This window comes from Streptomyces sp. ALI-76-A, assembly GCF_030287445.1.
GTDB lineage: Bacteria > Actinomycetota > Actinomycetes > Streptomycetales > Streptomycetaceae > Streptomyces.
The window spans coordinates 1,081,764-1,098,823 of record NZ_JASVWB010000002.1; the positions used below are offsets into that span (position 1 = coordinate 1,081,764).

General features: G+C 66.0%; 15 protein-coding genes and 2 pseudogenes. 4 read left to right on the forward strand and 13 right to left on the reverse strand.

Annotated elements, in window-relative coordinates; all coding sequences use genetic code 11:
• Nucleotides 1-88 precede the first annotated feature (88 nt).
• From QQS16_RS05620 to QQS16_RS05630, 3 genes and pseudogenes are all read right to left on the reverse strand, one after another.
• Nucleotides 89-607, reverse strand: coding sequence for a hypothetical protein (locus QQS16_RS05620; protein WP_286060504.1), 519 nt, complete (start codon nt 605-607; stop codon nt 89-91).
• A 1,172-nt stretch (nt 608-1,779) separates the two neighbouring features.
• Nucleotides 1,780-2,267 (reverse strand): annotated as a pseudogene (locus tag QQS16_RS43880) (winged helix-turn-helix domain-containing protein); the annotation flags it as partial.
• A 539-nt stretch (nt 2,268-2,806) separates the two neighbouring features.
• Nucleotides 2,807-4,717 carry a helix-turn-helix domain-containing protein gene (locus QQS16_RS05630; protein ID WP_286060506.1) on the reverse strand — a complete coding sequence of 637 codons (1,911 nt, stop codon included), beginning with the start codon at nt 4,715-4,717 and terminating at the stop codon, nt 2,807-2,809.
• 789 nt (nt 4,718-5,506) lie between these two features.
• Here QQS16_RS05630 and QQS16_RS05635 point away from each other — a divergent pair.
• Genes QQS16_RS05635 through QQS16_RS05650 form a run of 4 tightly spaced genes read left to right on the forward strand, consistent with a single transcriptional unit; the run spans nt 5,507 to nt 9,352 of the window.
• The gene (locus tag QQS16_RS05635) at nt 5,507-6,103 is read left to right on the forward strand and encodes a hypothetical protein (protein ID WP_286060507.1); all 597 of its coding nucleotides are present in this window, start codon (nt 5,507-5,509) and stop codon (nt 6,101-6,103) included.
• The gene (locus QQS16_RS05640; protein ID WP_286060508.1) at nt 6,100-6,702 is read left to right on the forward strand and encodes a toxin-antitoxin system, toxin component; all 603 of its coding nucleotides are present in this window, start codon (nt 6,100-6,102) and stop codon (nt 6,700-6,702) included. The genes QQS16_RS05635 and QQS16_RS05640 overlap by 4 nt, the downstream gene beginning before the upstream one ends.
• Before the next feature lie 59 nt (nt 6,703-6,761).
• On the forward strand, nt 6,762-7,949 hold the full coding sequence (locus QQS16_RS05645; RefSeq protein WP_286060509.1) for a DUF6545 domain-containing protein: 1,188 nt from the start codon (nt 6,762-6,764) through the stop codon (nt 7,947-7,949).
• Nucleotides 7,946-9,352, forward strand: coding sequence for an NAD(P)/FAD-dependent oxidoreductase (locus QQS16_RS05650; RefSeq protein ID WP_286060510.1), 1,407 nt, complete (start codon nt 7,946-7,948; stop codon nt 9,350-9,352). Before QQS16_RS05645 ends, QQS16_RS05650 begins: the two co-directional genes overlap by 4 nt.
• Before the next feature lie 346 nt (nt 9,353-9,698).
• On the opposite strand, the gene QQS16_RS05655 is transcribed toward QQS16_RS05650, so the two are convergent.
• From QQS16_RS05655 to QQS16_RS05700, 10 genes and pseudogenes are all read right to left on the reverse strand, one after another.
• Nucleotides 9,699-10,040, reverse strand: a complete 342-nt coding sequence (locus QQS16_RS05655; RefSeq protein ID WP_286060511.1) for a hypothetical protein — start codon at nt 10,038-10,040, stop codon at nt 9,699-9,701.
• A 40-nt stretch (nt 10,041-10,080) separates the two neighbouring features.
• The gene (locus QQS16_RS05660; protein ID WP_286060512.1) at nt 10,081-10,695 is read right to left on the reverse strand and encodes an AAA family ATPase; all 615 of its coding nucleotides are present in this window, start codon (nt 10,693-10,695) and stop codon (nt 10,081-10,083) included.
• A pseudogene (locus tag QQS16_RS05665) lies at nt 10,692-11,942 on the reverse strand (IS256 family transposase). Before QQS16_RS05665 ends, QQS16_RS05660 begins: the two are co-directional and overlap by 4 nt.
• 131 nt (nt 11,943-12,073) lie before the next feature.
• A complete protein-coding gene (locus QQS16_RS05670; RefSeq protein ID WP_286060513.1) occupies nt 12,074-12,541 on the reverse strand; it encodes a hypothetical protein in 468 nt (155 codons plus the stop codon).
• A gap of 91 nt (nt 12,542-12,632) precedes the next feature.
• Nucleotides 12,633-12,968, reverse strand: coding sequence for a hypothetical protein (locus QQS16_RS05675; protein ID WP_286060514.1), 336 nt, complete (start codon nt 12,966-12,968; stop codon nt 12,633-12,635).
• Nucleotides 12,969-13,108: 140 nt separating this feature from the next.
• Nucleotides 13,109-13,600 carry a hypothetical protein gene (locus QQS16_RS05680; RefSeq protein WP_286060515.1) on the reverse strand — a complete coding sequence of 164 codons (492 nt, stop codon included), beginning with the start codon at nt 13,598-13,600 and terminating at the stop codon, nt 13,109-13,111.
• Between the two features lie 611 nt (nt 13,601-14,211).
• Nucleotides 14,212-14,550 (reverse strand): hypothetical protein, encoded by a 339-nt coding sequence (locus QQS16_RS05685; RefSeq protein WP_286060516.1) that lies wholly within the window; start codon nt 14,548-14,550, stop codon nt 14,212-14,214.
• Complete coding sequence (locus QQS16_RS05690) at nt 14,547-14,792, reverse strand: hypothetical protein (protein WP_286060517.1); 246 nt, start codon at nt 14,790-14,792, stop codon at nt 14,547-14,549. Before QQS16_RS05690 ends, QQS16_RS05685 begins: the two co-directional genes overlap by 4 nt.
• Before the next feature lie 190 nt (nt 14,793-14,982).
• On the reverse strand, nt 14,983-15,291 hold the full coding sequence (locus QQS16_RS05695; RefSeq protein WP_286060518.1) for a hypothetical protein: 309 nt from the start codon (nt 15,289-15,291) through the stop codon (nt 14,983-14,985).
• A 172-nt stretch (nt 15,292-15,463) separates the two neighbouring features.
• On the reverse strand, nt 15,464-16,801 hold the full coding sequence (locus QQS16_RS05700; protein WP_286060519.1) for an IS630 family transposase: 1,338 nt from the start codon (nt 16,799-16,801) through the stop codon (nt 15,464-15,466).
• Nucleotides 16,802-17,060 lie beyond the last annotated feature (259 nt).

Below are 17,060 nucleotides of genomic sequence, written 5' to 3' on the forward strand. Positions count from 1 at the left end.
AATGCAGCACTGTAACAGCGTCAGAGATCAGAAACCCCGGCCGTCCAGGCTGCCGGCGGGGTTGTCTGAGGTACGAGGTCGTGGTCTCTCACGCCGCATCAGTGTCGTCGGACTCACCCCGGCCAAACAGGAATCCGCGGACGTCACCGTTCTTCAGCATGTCCTGCAGATGCGCCAGGAACACGGCGCGCTGCGTGGCCCGGCGATCGGCCAAGGAGTCGTACTCGCGCAGTACCTTCAGGTTGACGACCCAGCCGTTCTCGCGAGAGATGGCTTGGTCAAGCTGAGAGTTCGGCACGACGTCCATGCCGGTTAAGTCGTGGTCGAACTCGGGCGCGATGTCGAGGTGTTGATTTGGCTCGTCGATGTAGAGCGTGTCGACGCCGATCTGCTGGCCAGCCTTGTCGAATGCCACGAGGAACACACGGTCTGCCCTGGTGGTGTTGTCGACGTGGACCGCTGCAACGTTCGTGTCACCGATGAAGCTCGTCTGCTCGAACCGCTCGTACACGCGGGCACGAGCGTCATGGCACCACATGATGAGCCGGGCTTCGTTGAAGCCTTTGAACTCGTCAAAGTTGGACTCTTCTGGGTGGGGGTGGATCATCGGTGCGCTCCTTCATATGCGAGATCCGGGAGGTTTGCGATGCCAGGGGCGTATTGGCTACGACACATGCCTCGAAGCAGCGAGCCTCAATTGTTCTTCACTGCGGCGCAGCAGGAGCAGCTGCTGGGAGCTTGCCTCGCTCCTGCTGCGCGCCGCTCGCTCGAGGGAAGCAGATCTTCCCAGGGCGGAAGGGCCGGCATGGATCTGGTAAATCCGCGACCGGCTCGGACGCGCCGTCGGGCGTGGTCGGGTGCTAGCCGCTCAGCCCGGCTGCGCCGAGGTCCTTCGTACGGTCCGGCTGGGCCCAGGAGCATCGGCGGTGAGCCGTCACTGTGGTGCGCGGTGCCGGCTGGTCCGTCGCGTGCTTGGAGGTCATGCAGTTCGCCCCGTCTGGCTCGGGGGGCCTTGCCTCATGAAAGTCCAGCGGCCGCGCTGTTCTCACGCCGCGCACTGGTCTATCCAGAGCACCGCCGGCGTGCTCGAACACGCCGGTGGAAGACCCCAGTGGCTCCTCAGATCTGCTAGTGGTGACTCTGCTGAGAGTCGTTATGCACAGACCCTGGCAGGGGCCTGGTTTTGCGCTGGCGAGAGCGGGTGTCGGGACGGTAGTTGGAGCCGCCCTCTGGTGCCCGCCACCTGGTGCATGCGGCGCGTTCGTTGCCGCTCACCGGGCCAGCCCGCCGCTGGCCTGTTCGGCTCCCCCGCGGGCGAGTTCGGCTTGCGCCTCACTCGTCCGGTGGTGGGGCCGGGCTTGCATCGGCAACGCTAGGCATATGCTGCGGGCGATGCCATTGCGCCGGTGCACAAACTGACCATTGACACCTGTTGGCCTTGCACCAGTCGGCCGCATGCCAGCGTGGAAGTGCACCTTCCTCATGACGGTTGTGTCGGGGGTGCACACATTCCGGTTCCCGGCATGGCTCATCCGCCACTTGGTAAAATTTGCACCACACTCACAACACCACACCTCGACCGGCCAGTTGGTCGACAAGGCGCCATTTCGCCGGTGGACCTTTGCGATCTTGGCAGGGTGATTTCACCCCCTCTCGACGAGCCACTTTCCTCGTGCCCTCCTTGGGTCGGTGAGGGATTTGTGATAGCGCCTCCGATGTGATCGAGCTTCCCCCGCCGAGCCGACGCTGGCGACACCCGTCGAGACGTTTGCCCTCCCGTTGAATTGGTTTGCCGAACTGCCAGGTCACCTCCCGCCATGCAGTGATCGCTTCCTCGTCACGTTCGGCGGCGGGACGGGCGGGCATCTGCACGCTGAAGCCCATCCGGTGCAGCAGCCGGGTCACACCGGAGACGCTGTAGGAGAGGTGGAACTTCCGCCCGATCAGCGTGCGCACCCTTGCGGCGGTCCACACCTGGTCGTCGCTCCAGCCGTGCGCGGCCGGCCCTTCTTCCAGCCAGACGGCGAGCTTGGCCTGCAGATCGGGGCCGAGTCGGCAGTTGTAGCCCGGGGCCCCCTGGGATCGCAACGCTTCCCGCCCACCCAACGCCCAGGCACGGCGCCACTGGTAGACCGACTTCTCGCTCACCCGTAACTCCCGGGCGATACACGGGACTTTCATGTCGTCCTCAAAGAGGTCAGCGGCCCGCGTTCTTCACGGCGCTTGCGCTGCTCGGCGGTCAGCCCGCCCCCGTCCGGATACCGCATACTTCCGGGCTACCAGACCAAGGCCGACCCTGTCATCGGTCCGACGAAGACCCAGACGCTATAACGACAAGGTCAGTAATGCCTCTTCACCAGTATGTGCGCGACGCCCTCGAGATGGTCGTCGGCGCGGTCACCGGAGCGCCGCGCCGGCCCGGGATCCTGCTGCTCGGCCGGCACGACTCGTAGGGACGACTGCGGATATCTGGAACGTACAAGCGCCTTGCCTGCCGCCCAGGTCCGAAGTGCGGGCGGGCTTCCTACGCCCGGTGCAGACGGATCACTCGTGGGCCAGGCGGTCCTTCTCTAACGGTTGGGGATCACGGGAGAAGCTGAAGGTGTCGCTGGTCGTTCCGGAGACGGTCGTGGAGGTCTGCGCGGATAACTCCCGGAACGCTGGAGGCCGTCTGCGCCACCCTGTTCGGTTCGTGCGGGTACGAGCGGACATGGCCGTCGCCGACGTGCCGCCCTTCGAGGCCGGCAGGCCGGAGGGGAGAGGGAGATGAAGACCGGGGCCCGCGCCGGGCGCCCGGCGACGGTCATCAGGCGACTACGGACATGCCTGGACGGTCTGAGCGGAGGTCAGGCTGGCCCGTGACAACGTGCAACGAGAACTGGAGATCGCGTACGCCGACAAGGGTGGCCAGGTCCCGCTGCATGTGGCCTTCCAGGGCGCGCAGGTGGGAACGGACCGTGACCTCGGAGAGGCCGAGCGCGCGGGCCGCGGGCTCGACGCGGGTGTCGAAGGTGAGCCAGGCGAGTGCCGTGGACACCAGGTCGCGTCTGTCCGCCTGGACCGGCCGGATCAGGGTCTGTGCCCAGGCGCGCACCTGTGGAGTGCCCAACAGCCGTGCCAGGGAAGGCGGTTCCGAACCCGTCAGCCGCGGCGAAGCGGACACCTCCCGCTGCGTGACTAGTTCCATGGCCAGGGCGACGGCGATGCGGTCACTGATGGAGGTGAAGTCCATGCGCAGGAGTTCGGCAGCTCGTGAGGCGCGGCGCATGACGGTGTTGCGGTGCAGGCGCAGCCGGCGGGCGGCCACCGTGTACGGGTAGGCGAGGGCGGCCGGAAGGGTCTCCCGCATGGACTCCCACTGTGTCTCGTCGTGCATCAGCGGGTTCAGCAGTCGGCGAGCCCACTGCTGGGCTTCTGCCTGTGGCAGGAGGCTGACGAGGTCGGAGCCGTGCACGGACAGGGCCACGGAGTCCGGCTGGAAGGCGGCGAACCTCTGCGCGGTGATGGCTTCGTTGAGCGCGTCGGCGAGCAGCGTCATGGAGTAGACGCCGCTGCCGCCCAGGGACGAGGGGGGTCCCAGGGCACCCACCAGGCGGGTGAGTTCGGCGGAGACTTCCGCTCCGGTGTCGTCGTCGGAGCGGATCGGATGCACGATGAGTATCCGCCGGTCGTCCCTCGGGTCGGGCACGACTAGGGCCTGCTGTCCGACGGATGAGGTGCAGCTGCGCGCAGCCAGGCCCCGGCGTGCCTGAGCGGTCTCCACAACGAAGACGCGGGCGCTCTCGGGTTCCAGAAGCCCGGGCGCCAGATTGGCCATGACGCGCCGCGCCTTTTCGACCTCACCGTCCAGTAGAAGCTCGAACGCTGCGCTGCGCGCCGCATGGGAGGCACCGGAGGCTGCCCGGTACTCGCGGTGCGCCTGGTCCACGAGGCCCAGGAGTTTCGCCGCATGACGCAGCAACCGCAGGTCCGCCTCATCGAAAGGGGTTTTGCGGGCCACCGCGAGTACGGTGTCCGCAGCCGAGGCCGGGGCCAGCGAGATGAGCTGAGTGTGAGGTCCGGACAGCGTATCGGGGAGAACTCCGTCGACGGACTGGCGGATGATGGCCCGGGCCAACTGCTCTGCGGCCGTGGCCGGTGAGGCCGCGAGGACGCGCTCTGGTTCGCTGACCAGAACCTGGCAGTCGAGGACCCGGGCGAGCCAGTCCGCGATGCGCTGCATAGCCCGGGAGTCGGCCAGCCGAGCTGGCAACTCCTGTACAAGTGAGCTGAGTTGGGCAGCACGGCGCTCGGCGAACATCAGGCGGTCCAGCTGAATCTGCTCATGCATGCCTTCCCAGCGCTCGGCGGGCGCGGACGTGATCAGCAGGGCGATGCCCAGCCGGGCGGCCCGGTCCACGACGGTCGGGGGGAACGGCTGACGCGCCCCTGGAGCGGCAGTGACGGCCAAGCCAGCACTGCCGTCCCGGCTCATCCGCTGGAGCAACAGCTCGAGCACCGTGGTGATGCGGCCGCGGAGGCGGAAGGCCGACGCGTCAGTTATCAGGACGAGGGACCCATCGGGCAGAGCCGATGGGGGCCCGTTTTCCAGCAGCTGCTCCGGCGTCACCGTAACCACGCCGGCGATCTCCGTCACCTGGGCGCGCTGGGAACCGCTTGCTAAGAATGCCAGTTCGAGTTCAGGCTTGTCAGTGGGCAGTGAGCCCAGGGTCGGCATGGCGTGCTCCTCGGGAGTTGGGACGAGGTCGTGGAGTGCCCCTGACGGCGCCAGGCCGGCATAAGCACACGCTGATCACGACCTCATGGCTCCACTCCGGTCGGCCGGCAACGCTGGACCCGGAGGGGCGCCCCGGCCCACCTGTCTGCTGGCAAGAAGAAGTTGGGGGTGGGACGTTGCCCCACTCTCGAGACGGGTCACCGGAGGTGCCGCGCTGCGCGCGAGGAGCTCGACCCGGCACCCCCCACGGGCGCGGGCCGCCCATACCTGGCGGGAGGCCACGCGGCGGCGGGGGGAAGTGCGCGGTCGGCGCCTGGGCGGCGCCTGGGCGGCGACTGCGGGACGAATCACGGGGGCTCCTGTGGGGGGATGCGAGGCATGCCTCAGGTTCGGCAGACGCGCGCACTACCACCGGTGCAACATGCCCGTCCACGAACCGAGCAACACCGGACAGCGGGGCGGCGGGTGACGGCGGTAGGCCTCCAGGGGACGTCTGCCAAGCAGAACCAGCGCCGCAGCGCCGCTCGTCGGCGATACTGCTACGCGCGAACAGCCTCTGTCAACGATAGTTTCTAAGTACCCAACGATCATTTATTTCGGCGATGGGGGCGACTGGCTTCCCGGCAGCCGCCGGCGTGGGAGGTCTGCCCGCGCCCACGTAAGGGAAGAAGTTCACGATCGCTCATGGCCGGTAAACGATCGTTGAGCATCTGGTGGTGATGGGCGTACGCTGCTGTTCGACGCAGGAGCTCCGCCCAGGCCCCGGGGAGAATTCCGTTGGACCCACACATGCCACTTCCTGAGACACTGCAGCGCCTGGAAGAGCTCATCCGTGAGCACGGCTTGGATCGATCGGCAATCTTCGATCCGCAGGTGCTGGCAGCCAAGACAGCTCTGCCAGAGAGCACCGTCCGCCACCTGCTCGAGGGCTCAACGCCGCCGGCCGACACGGTCAACGAGCGAGTATGTGCACGCATGAAGGCGCTCAGCAACGCCTATTTGGCCCGCACCGGCAAGCGCATGGCCGACCTTGCCGCCGAGATCTCCGCGCGCACGGGGGTCTCCGATGTCTGGGCACGCTCCGTCTGTGACGGAAAGAAGACGCCCAACATCCAGCTCCTGCATCACCTGGTGGGATTCTTCGGCGTCGACGGCGAGTCGTTCTTCACGGTTCCGGCCGAGGAAGGACTCAACCGCGCCTTGCTGGCCACCCTCGCCGCCCATGAGCGGACAGCTGATCACCTGGTCTCGGTCTTCCCACACCGCGACGACATCCGCGGCATCGCCCTTCGACAGGCCCACGACCTACCAGAGGAACGCTGGAAGGTGCTTAACGCGACCTTGGAAGCGTTGCTGGAAATCGACGATAAGGAAGGCCGCCCGTGAGCACCACAACGAAGGCGATGCGCACGCTCAGCACCCGGATCGTCAGAAACTTACGGCCGCCCAGCGACGACGAAGGCGTCATCCCTCTGATAGGCGAGGCCCTGACCCAGACACGCGGTCGACCTGTTCGCCTACGTCAGGCTGCGTTTCCGCCCGTAACGGCTAGCGGCCTGTGGGTGGACCGCACCGGCCACGATCTGATCGTCTACGAAGAAAACACTGACCCTGAGCATCAACTCGTGATCATCGGGCACGAGGCGTGGCACATGTTTCAGGGCCACTGCGCACCCCATCATGGCCCCTTCGCCTCCCGCTCCGCTCAGAGCGAGTCAGCGGCCGCACTCGCGGAAATCGTGACCGCGCTGTGCGAGGAGGATGACGCCGATCGCCCACTTCCTGAGCACATGGACGCGGCTCTGCACTTTGCCACACGCACCGACACACGCGAGGCCCACGAAGAACTTGATGCGGAGCACTTTGGGTTCCGGTTTGCCACTGATGTGCAGACCGCCCTACAAGAAGCCCGCGCCCCAGCGGGCCCGCTCGACCTTGCTGGCCGCATCCAAGCCTCCATGGCGCACCGCCTCAGTCAGAGCTGACCCATCCGACACGGCCCTCCGGCCACACCGCACCCGCAGTCGAGGAGAGAAGCTTCAAGGTGACATCCGGGCCGAGTGACCTTGTCTACTACATCAGCGGGAGCATTCTCTTCCTCGTCTGCGCGCTGAAGATCCCCGCGCTCATCCGGCAGCGAAACAACGCACTGCTCAGTGCGGCCATCAGGCTGATCTTCGCCGGCGGCTGTATAATGTTCCTCGCTGCCCCGGACGTCATCCGCGCGCTCAACCGGCTCACCGGGATCACTAACTTCTCCGCCCCCGTGGTTTACGCGACGCTGACCGGATTCTCCGCCGCAAACCTTCTGCTGATCATCAACTGGCGGCAAGCGCCCCCAGAGCAGACCCGCCGCATCTCGCGCTGGTGCGTGGCCTGCTACGCCGCCGCCATTTTGATCATCTTCTTGCTCTTCTGGGCCGGGAGCGCTCCTGTAGAACAGCTCACGCTATTCGACGCCTACTACGCCAACACGCCCTATATCCGGGAGATGATCGTCACCTACCTCGTGGCACATGGCGCGTCTTCGACCGCCAGTCTCATCCTGTGCTGGAGATGGTCAGGACAGCTCATCCGTGGGTCGCTCCGAATAGGCCTCCGCCTGCTCTCCTGCGCCTATCTTCTCCACGTGTCCTATGACGTCGCCAGACTGATCGCGGTGGCGGCCCGGTGGACAGGCCACGACCTGGACTTTCTCATCGATCAAGTCACCCCCCGATTCGCAGCACTCTCCGCCGCTTGCGTCGCGATCGGGTTCACGCTTCCGCTCGTCGGACCGCGCGCAACCGAGACCGTCCGGGTCGTACGCCAACTGCAGCAGCTCAACCCCCTTTGGCGAGCTCTACAGCACGTGCCCACTCCCGGAGCTGTGCGCACCAATCTGCCGTGGTGGCGAACTCCCCCCGCCGTGCTCCTGACTAGCCGCAAGACAGCGTTGTACGACGCCATCCTGGCACTGTCTCCCCACTGTGACTCCGTCGTCCGCGAGGCGGCCTACCAGACACTGCTGCATGCCGGCGAGAACGAAGCGTCCGCCGCAGTCACCGCAGACGCAGCCATGATCCTCGTCGCTCGTAAGCGGCAGCTCACCGGTGTCGAGAACCACGACCGTGCCCATCTCATGGCATGGCGCTCGCAGGACCTCGTTCCCTTGTCGCTGGCGCTTGCTTCGCCTGCCGTCCGGAACCTCCACGAGCACCACCATCTCCACGTAGAAAGCGGCCCGTCATGAGTCAAATAATCTCCCGGCCTTCCCGCCGCGCGGTCATCGTCGGAGGCAGCATCGCGGGGATGCTAGCCGCGGCCGCCATCTGGGACCACTTCGACTCCATCGACATCATCGAAGGCCATGACCTGCCCGAAGGACCTGAGCCGCGCCTCGGCGTCCCGCAGGCGGTGCACATCCATCTCCTGCACACCGGAGGCGCCGAGGCGATCGCCCGCCTTCTACCCGGCACCATCGACCAGTTGCTGGCCGCAGGCGCTCACCGTATACCGATGACCACCAACATGGTCATCTACTCACCCGAGGGCTGGTACCGCCGCTGGAACGCGGCCACTCACTACTTGATTGCCGCGAGCCGGGACCTGACCGACTACGTAGTCCGGGAGCAGGTCTGCAAAGACCCCCGGGTGACGGTCCGCACACACACCAAGGCCATCGGACTGGTAGGAAGTCGCAGTCGCGTCACCGGTGTGCGCATCAGCACCTCCGGGCAACAGGAAACGTGGGAAGCGGATCTAGTCATCGACGCATCCGGACGCTCCACACGCACACCAAAGTGGCTCTCCGAGCTCGGCATCCAAGGTCTTACCGAAGACACCATCGATTCGGGTCTGGCCTACGCCAGTCGGATGTACCGAGCCCCCGTACCCACTCACGATTGGCCCATGATCAGCGTCCAGGGTGACCCGCGTCTGCCCCATCCCGCCAGTGCGGGAGGTATTTTGCCGATCGAAGGCGGCCGCTGGCACGTCAGCTTGATGGGTGCCCCAGGCAGGCAGCCGTCCCGCAGCCCGGACGCTTTCGAACCCTTCGCCCGCGGCTTGCGTCACCCCATTGTGGCTGACCTCCTCAAGAAGGCAGAACCGCTCACCGACGTCAGCGTCACGCATAGCACCACGAACCGCCGCTACTACTACGAACGACTTAGGACCTGGCCAGAAGGCCTGGTAGCGCTTGGAGATTCCGTCGCTGCCTTCAACCCCATGTACGGACACGGTATGTCCGTCGTCGCGCAGGGCGCGCTCGCCTTGCGCGCCCTGCTCTCCAACGGTCTGACTCCGGGACTGGCCCGGCGCGCCCAACGTGCCATCGCCCGCCCCGTCAACGTTGCCTGGGCCCTTGCGGTCGGGCAGGACATCCACCTCCCCAACACCACAGGGAAGAGCCCGAACATCGCCGACCGTCTCCTTCAGCGTTACGTCAGCCGTCTCTCCCACACAGCAACCGGATCATTCCACGCCGCCACAGCCCTGACCGACGTGCTGGCTCTGCAAGCCCCACCCTCGTCCCTAGTTCGGCCCAGCGTGTTGCTTGCGGCTATCGGCGGCCCCTTGCGTCAGCAACTGGACAGCCCTCAGTTCACCCCTGCGGAACGTGCCCTCCTCGCGGGCCTGGACGAGCAGCTGTAACTCAACCGGCGGTGGACCTGCCCCGACTGTGGCGACGACGTTTGTAGTGAGTGACCAGCAGTGGCGCCGACAGCCGCTCGAGGCGGTGTGAAGTGACCCCTCCCGCTTGACCTGGCAGGTCAAGCGGGAGGGGTCACTTCAAGGCGTGTCGGCGGGCTGAATCCTGGCTCAGTCAAGACTTCCGTGCAGCCGATCGCGCTTCTCGCATGCCCTGCTCCTGGGCCTCAGCGAACGCGAAGCGCGGAAAGCAGCCCGATCAGGAGCCGAGCGCCGAAGCCCTGCTGGAGCGCGCTCTGTCCACGGCCTCATACCGTCGGAGCATAAAGAAGTAAACCGGCTCAACAGCTCACCTGTCGAGGCCAGCCGGCTCACGGGTGACCACACACATCTTGTCGTAGCAGAGCGGGTCTCGGCTGCCGTCCTCGAAGACGAGCGCGTAGCCGGTCACTGGCGAGTTCGGCACTACTGTGGCGAGCCGCTTGAAGGCGAAGTTGTACGTATGCGCGGGCTGGAGGACGCCTCGGGCCTCGTCCACCCCGTGCGGGTCGTGGCGCCGGTACGCACGGCAGACCAGCTTGCCGATCAGTTCCCTGCTACGGCAGTACACCTCGTCAGAGGTGCTGATGTACTCGTACGCCCAGCCCTCGGCCGCCGCCTTAGCCTCGATCTCCGCGTGCCGCCTACGCACACGGTCGTAATGCCGGTTGTCGCTGCACCGTGAGCCATTGTCAAGAGTTGTGGATCGAGTCGTTCGCATCGGTGGTGCTGTCGCTCGGGTTGAGGAGGTAGGAGCCCCTCGCGACGCCTTGCAGGATGCTGTCGGCGGTTGCCTCAGCGGTCAGGGTGGTGGAATCCAGGACGTGGGCCTCATAGAGGCCCAGGTTGCTGAACTGGCTGTGCAGTGAGCGAATCGGTTCGGGGTCGGTCAGAGCGTCGTCGGCCCGGCTCGTTGCCCGTTCCAGTGTGGTGTGTTGGTCCGGCCGAAGGATGACGTAGCTCAGCGGCAGGGCCCGCTCCCGTGCCGTCACGCGGAAGAGGTCGATGAACCAGGGTCCGACGATGCCGTCGCAGATCACGTGGTATCCGCCCTCGGCGTAGCCGAACGCTGCTGAGACCAGTACCTGCAGGACTACTTGGTTCTGCTCGTGTGCTTCGGGCAGGTAAGGCGCGATCCAGCCCTGCTTGATATAGCGCCAAAAATCGTCGCTGTGCAGGTGGACGCTTGGAGTCAGGTGATCTGCCAGCAGCTGCGCCACGGTGCTCTTGCCGGCTCCGGGCGGCCCGGTCAGGACAATTACCTGACCGCGGTGAGGGGACGTCCGAGACAGGGGCGGCGGGTTCATGCCGCCACCGTGCCACGTTCGACCAGCACACCGCTTTCGAATTTGGCTCCCGCACGGACAAGGGGCACCAGGTGGGCGCCGGTGATCGCGCGCCAGCGGGCCTGGGCGGACTCGACGAGCTTGAACACCATCGCGAGTGCGGCGGCGGGGCTGCCGGCCCCGCGGGTGACCTTGGTGCGGAGCTTGACCGTGGAGAATGTCGACTCAATGGGGTTCGTGGTCCGCAGGTGGATCCAGTGCTCGGCAGGGAAGTCGTAGAACGCCAGCAGTTCCTCCCGGTCGTCGGTGATCTTCGCGACGGCCTTGGGCCACTTGGTGCCGTAGGTGCGGGCGAACACATCGATCGCCTTCTCGGCGTGGGCGCGGTCCTCGGCGTTGTAGATCTCCTGCATCGCCTTCGTCGCGCCCGGCTGTGCGGACTTCGGCAGGCAGTTCGTGACATTGCGGGCTTTGTGAACCCAGCACCGCTGATGACGGGCGGCCGGAAAGACCTCGGCCAGCGCCTTCCACAGGCCCATCGCGCCATCGCCGACCACCAGCTCGGGGTCGCGCATGCCACGCCTGCGGCAGTCACGCAGCAGGTCCGCCCACGACTCGGTCGACTCGCGCAGGCCCTCCGCCAGCGCGATCAGTTCCTTGGTGCCGTCCAGGCGGACGCCGAGCAGGACCAGTACGCACGAGTGCGTCTGCCCGAGCCTCACCTTGGGGTGCACGCCGTCGGCCCACACGTAGACGAAATCGCGGTCTGACAGGTCCCTGGCCTGGAAGGCGGCATGGTCATCGCCCCACTGCCGCGTCAGCCGGGTCACCGTCGCCGACGACAGACCGGCCGTCGAGCCGAGGAACTGCTCCAGCGCGGGCACGAAGTCCCCGGACGACAGTCCGTGCAGGTAGAGCAGCGGCAGCACCTCGGAGATCTTCGGCGACTTGCGGCACCACGGCGGCAGGATCTTGGAGGAGAACCGCTTGCGCTCGCCGGTGGCCTCGTCCACGCGGCGGTCGTTCACCCGCGGTGCCCGCACCTCGACCGGGCCAGCGGCAGTGACGACGGTCCTGGGCCGGTGATGGCCGTTGCGGACCACCAGCCGTCGGCCTGCCTCATCGGTCTCGGCAGCCAACTCGGCTATGTACTAGTTGACTTCTGCCTCCAGTGCCGCGGCGAGCATCCGCCTGGCGCCCTCACGGACGATCTCGTCGATCAGGGAACCGGACTGAGTGGAGCCATCCTCGGTGACTACGCTGAGCACGGACGTACCTTCCCGACCCGCGCGCCAACGCGGGCCTACTCAGTGACCATCACAGGATCATTCGGGAAGGTACGCCCTCCGCGTGCCACCCGGGACTGATCCACAGGTATCGAGCATTGCTCTGCAGATGCTCATGGTCGAGCCTGCTCCTTCGTGTCGGGGTGTGGTCTCTGCTGGATCTCGGGCGCGTACGGTAGCTGGAACTCACCCAGCGATCCGCTGATGTACGAGTTCGGCTGATGATCGGCTTTGTCCCCGCACAGTCCGTGCGGGAGGTCGCTCTCCCCCGGTGTGCTGCACTCGGTGACGAGCGCCGCGACGAGCACTTCGACGAGCTTCTCGTCGTTGGCCGGCCCGTGGTGCGAGGTGAAGACCTCGCCGTCGCGCGGCGTGAAGCTGACGTCGTGGGGGATCCAGTCGTAGGGCCGTCGGGTAGCACTGTGGCCACTGGGCGAGAAGTGGCCAGTGGATCCGACGGCCACCTCGTTGGGACCCAGGAAAACGATGACCTGGCGCTCACGGTTCGCCAGGGCGGCACGGATGCTGGCTTGGAGGTCGGAGCGTTCAAGGGTCTGGGCGCAGCGGGTCTGCTTCTCCAATGCCCTGGAACATGCCGACTGCCTGGGCGGCGGTCAGAGACATCTCCGAGGTGAACTGCACGTCGTTGTTCGGATTGAAGGCGCCCTGGGTCTAGCTTCCGGCGTTGTTGGTGTCTTCGTGGATGGGCTGCACGGTGTCCAGGTCGACGACCTGGCCCACGCGAAGGGTGTTCAGCCCTCGGAGCATTGCGATCTCCTGTTTGCGCTCCGCGATGCCGGCGGGGCTCAGCGGCCGACCGTCCTGCCTGAAGTTGCCCTCTTCGAGCATCTGTTCCAGCGCGTTCTTCCAGTGGTCGACCTGGTACTTCGTGATCTTCTGCTTGCGGGCCATGAGCCAGTCCCTCCTCGAAGGGCGTGATGTGGGTTGGATGACGTGCCGTACGACCTGGCCCAGCGCGAGCACGTCGGCGATGACACGGGTCTGCATCAGGTTGCCGGCAGTTACTTGCTCTTTCCGGGATCCTGAGGGCACGCCGGAACTCGTGAGAGTCCTCTTTTTCTGTGTGGACCAGGGCGTCGAGGTACTCCTCCAACTCCCGCTGGGACATCTTGCTGGGGTCCGTCGGGTCAGCCATCGGAGTCTCTCTCGACGGCGCTGCGCTTGCGGGCCGAGCGCCGGCGGATGCCGGCGGCGAGACGGTCGTATTCTCGACGTGCCTCGCTCGCTTTACGCCGGTGACGCTGCGCCTCGCGGTTGTGCTCCTCGATGACCTTCCCGAGCCGGATCAGCTCGTGGCGGGCGCGGTGCTCTTGCTCGCCCCAATAGATCTCGCGTACGGCGGCCGTCAGTTCTGATTGGTGCATCATCAGCCACGTGTCGGGGATCTGGGCCTGCATCTGGGACAGCCCGCGCTCAAGTCGGAGGGTGATTTTGCCGTCGCCTGTCATGGACGGTCGCGCGAACGCGACTCTTGGCGAGCCGAGGAACGCTCTGAGCTGCTGAGGCACCGTCTCGTGCGGAAACTTCGCGAGCACGCGCGAGGTGAGTCCGGCGATCTCCTGGAGGTCGGCGTACATCTGGATCGTGGCGTCGACGATCTCTGCGATCTTGTGCTTCATCACTTCTGGTCCTTGAAGATCGGGTCCTGCTCGGGAACCGGGGCAGGGGCGTCCCGCCCCGGTTGCCCTCCCTCTCATGACGTAGAGGAAGGGCGCTGCCCGTGACACAGAGGATGGAGGCCTCTATTCCTTCGTATCCATGGCCACACCCGTCGTCGGGGCGCGCTCGTGAGAGGCCGCCAGGGGTCTGGTTGGAGGCCGATGCGTGTCCAGGCTGGCGCATTGACGGGTCTCATCGATGTCTTGCTCGGGGCTTCGGCGATCAGCGTCGTTTTCGCGTCCAACCGGTGGCAGCAAAGCGTTTCGTCAGGGACACCACCGGAACCCGGGGATGCCCCTGACGAGACGCCGACGGATCGACGGGGAACAGGCCGGGTGCACGGGCAACCGGCCTGTTCTGGTATCGATCCCGCTCCCGGGTCGGCCATGCCGACCCAGACCCGCGATGCCGAACACGAAGGACTCGCGGTAGCAGATCGGCTGCAGTACCCCGAGGGATGATCTCCGAGCTGGGCGGCTCGGTGGCGGGAGCAGGAGTGTTCTCAGCGATCGGTCCGCTCCTGCCCCAACTGAGTGACGCTTCGCGTCGGATCGACGCTGATGGGGAGCTCCTACAAGAAGACCTCTTTGAGGACCCGGGTGTTGTCGTCATCGGCGAGCCGAACCTCGATGACCAGTTCCTTGTCGTCGCCGAAGGCGGCGACAGCGCGGTGCAGATGGCTGGTCAGGTCTTGCATGGACTCGTAAGGGCTGTGCACATCGGACGCGGTGACCTTGGCGCTGCGCGAGAACGCGTGGCGCGTGCGTCCCTCCGGGACGATCACTCTGGGGTCGTACTCGCTGTACAGCCACTCAGTGCGCGCGGCGATCCGAACGGGCTCAGTGCGCATGCCGTCGGTCCAGCGTTCCTCGGCCGGCGGGCGGTACTTCTCGTGGTTGGTGACAGTCACGGCTTGTGCTCCTCTCCGGGCTGGCTGGTGTCGGATATGGCGCGGTCCATACGGTCCGCGATGTCGTAGTACGTGCGCGCCTCGGCGGCATTGGCTTCGGCCTGCTGCGGGTCTGTCGAGGTCCGGGCGAGCTTGCTGTACTGATCGCCGAGGTCGCGGGCCCAGGCACCGCCGGACCGAGGCAGGGGTGCAGAGGCGGCACTGGTGACGACGGCGGCAGTGTCGTTGTTGGTGCTGGTCATGCGACGGCCTCGTATCCTGAGTCAGTTCGGTGAAGCGACGCAGGTACTGCTCCTGCGCGCGCGATGGGCGCCATCCCGCGATGTCGATGCCTAAGAGGGGCTCATGGCTCGACGAGGGTGACGCTCTCATCGATCATCTGGCGCATCTCTTCGATGTGGGCTTGCCCGTCGGCGGTTACGGGCGTCGGGATCAGGGCCGCGTCACTGAATCAGTCTTTGCAGTCGGCTGACGCCTCTTGATCGGCGTGCTGGCGGCGGCGTCGACGACTATGGCGCGCACTGCGGTATCGGCGTCGTCGTCCGGGTCGGGTAGTAGCTCGGCCAGGAAGTGGCCTTCGTCGAGGCCCAGCTGCTCATCAAGTCGCCAACCGGTGATGTAAGCGGTGCTGGTGTGGCTCAGGCCCTTGACATCGTGGACGTAGTCTCCGGTATCGGTGTCCTCAGTGCGCTGCAGCTTGGTCTTCCTCGCGTCGCGGTCGATCAGGATGACGAGCTTCATCGTCGGCTGGTTTGCGGGCCACCGTGCCTCGCTGCGACCGGGGGTCGGCCGCAACCAGTCGCGTGCCGCGGCGGACAGTGCGATCTGCGAACGCCCATTCTCAGCGTGCGTGACGGTGATCTTGGCGGGACCCCTAGTGTCCTGAGTCGGGAATTGCAGGCTTAAGTCTTTATCAGGTTTCGGTGATCGGTGGGTTGATTTTGGTGAGGTAGTCGGCGAGGGAGTTGAGGATCTCGTCGGCGGTCTTGGTCCAGGTGAAGGGCTTGGGGTTCTCGTTCCATCCGTCGATCCAAGCTCTGATGTCTTGCTCCAGGGCCTTCACGGAGGTGTGCACACCGCGGCGGATGAGCTTGTCCGTCAACAGGCCGAACCAACGCTCGACCTGGTTCATCCACGAGGAGCCGGTGGGGGTGAAGTGGACGTGGAAGCGGGGGTGTTTTCCCAGCCACGTCCTGATCTCGGCGGTGTTGTGGGTGGCGTAATTGTCACAGACCAGATGGACGTCGAGGCCGGCGGGCACCGCCTTGTCGATCCGGATCAGGAACTTCTTGAACTCGATGGCCCGGTGGCGGCGGTGCAGCTGCGATATGACGCTGCCGTCGGCGATGTTGAAGGCGGCGAACAGGCTGGTTATGCCGTGCCGGTAGTAGTCATGGGTGCGTCGCTCGGGCATGCCCGGCATCATCGGCAGCACCGGCTGCGAGCGGTCCAGCGCCTGGATTTGGCTCTTCTCATCCACGCACAACACCACCGCCTTCTCGGGCGGATGGTGGTACAGGCCGACGACGTCGACGACCTTCGCGACGAACTGCGGGTCGGTGGAGAGCTTGAACGCGTCCTGCAGGTGCGGCTTGAGGTCGAACTTCTTCCAGATCCGCCCGATGGTGGACTTCGACAGCCCGGTGCGGGCGGCCATGGAGGCCCGCGACCAGTGCGTGTCCTGACCAGGGGTGGATTCCAGCGTCGCGACGACAACGTCCTCGACCTGGTCCAGAAGGATCGAGGGCGGCCTGCCGGGACGCGGCTCATCACTCAGCCCGTCCAGCCGCAAGCGGATGAACCTCGACCGCCAGCGGTTCACCGTTCCGTGCGATACGCCGAGTTCGGCGGCGATCTCCTTGTTCGTCCCGCCTTCCGCGCACCGCAGCACGATCCTCGCCCGCAGCGCCAAAAACTGCGCGGTCTTCGCCCGCCGCGCCCAGCGCGTCAACTCCGCACGCTCAGCCTCGGTGAGGACCAGGTCCGGCTTGCGCCGGCCCGGCCGTGGCTCGTCAGCCAGACCTGCCAGCCGGTGAGCTGCGAACCGCGAGCGCCACTTGCGCACCGTCGCCACGTTCACGCCCAAGTCGGTCGCCACCTGGGAACTTGACGCACCATCCGCACAGGACAGGACGATCCGAGCGCGCTCGGCCGAACGAGATCCCGCCCCACCACCCGCCCAACGCGACAACTCGGCGCGCTCCTCCTCGGACAGCACAACCTCGACAGCACGCGGACCCCGATGCGACATGAAAACAGGCTACAGACTTAAGCCTGCAATTTCCGGTGCAGGACACTAGTACGACGGCCCTTGTTCGGGTTGGGTGGTAGATCTCGAACGACATGCGGGGATCCTTCCGTCAGCGCTGTTCGCGCCTGCTGATGAATGTCACGGGTTTGGCGCGCTCCTCGGCGTAGGCGACCTCGCGGCTTGTCAACTCCCCGACGTATCCGCCTGGGGCGACGACCAGCACTTCGTCAGCGAGATCGGGACCTGCCCCAAGGCCCAA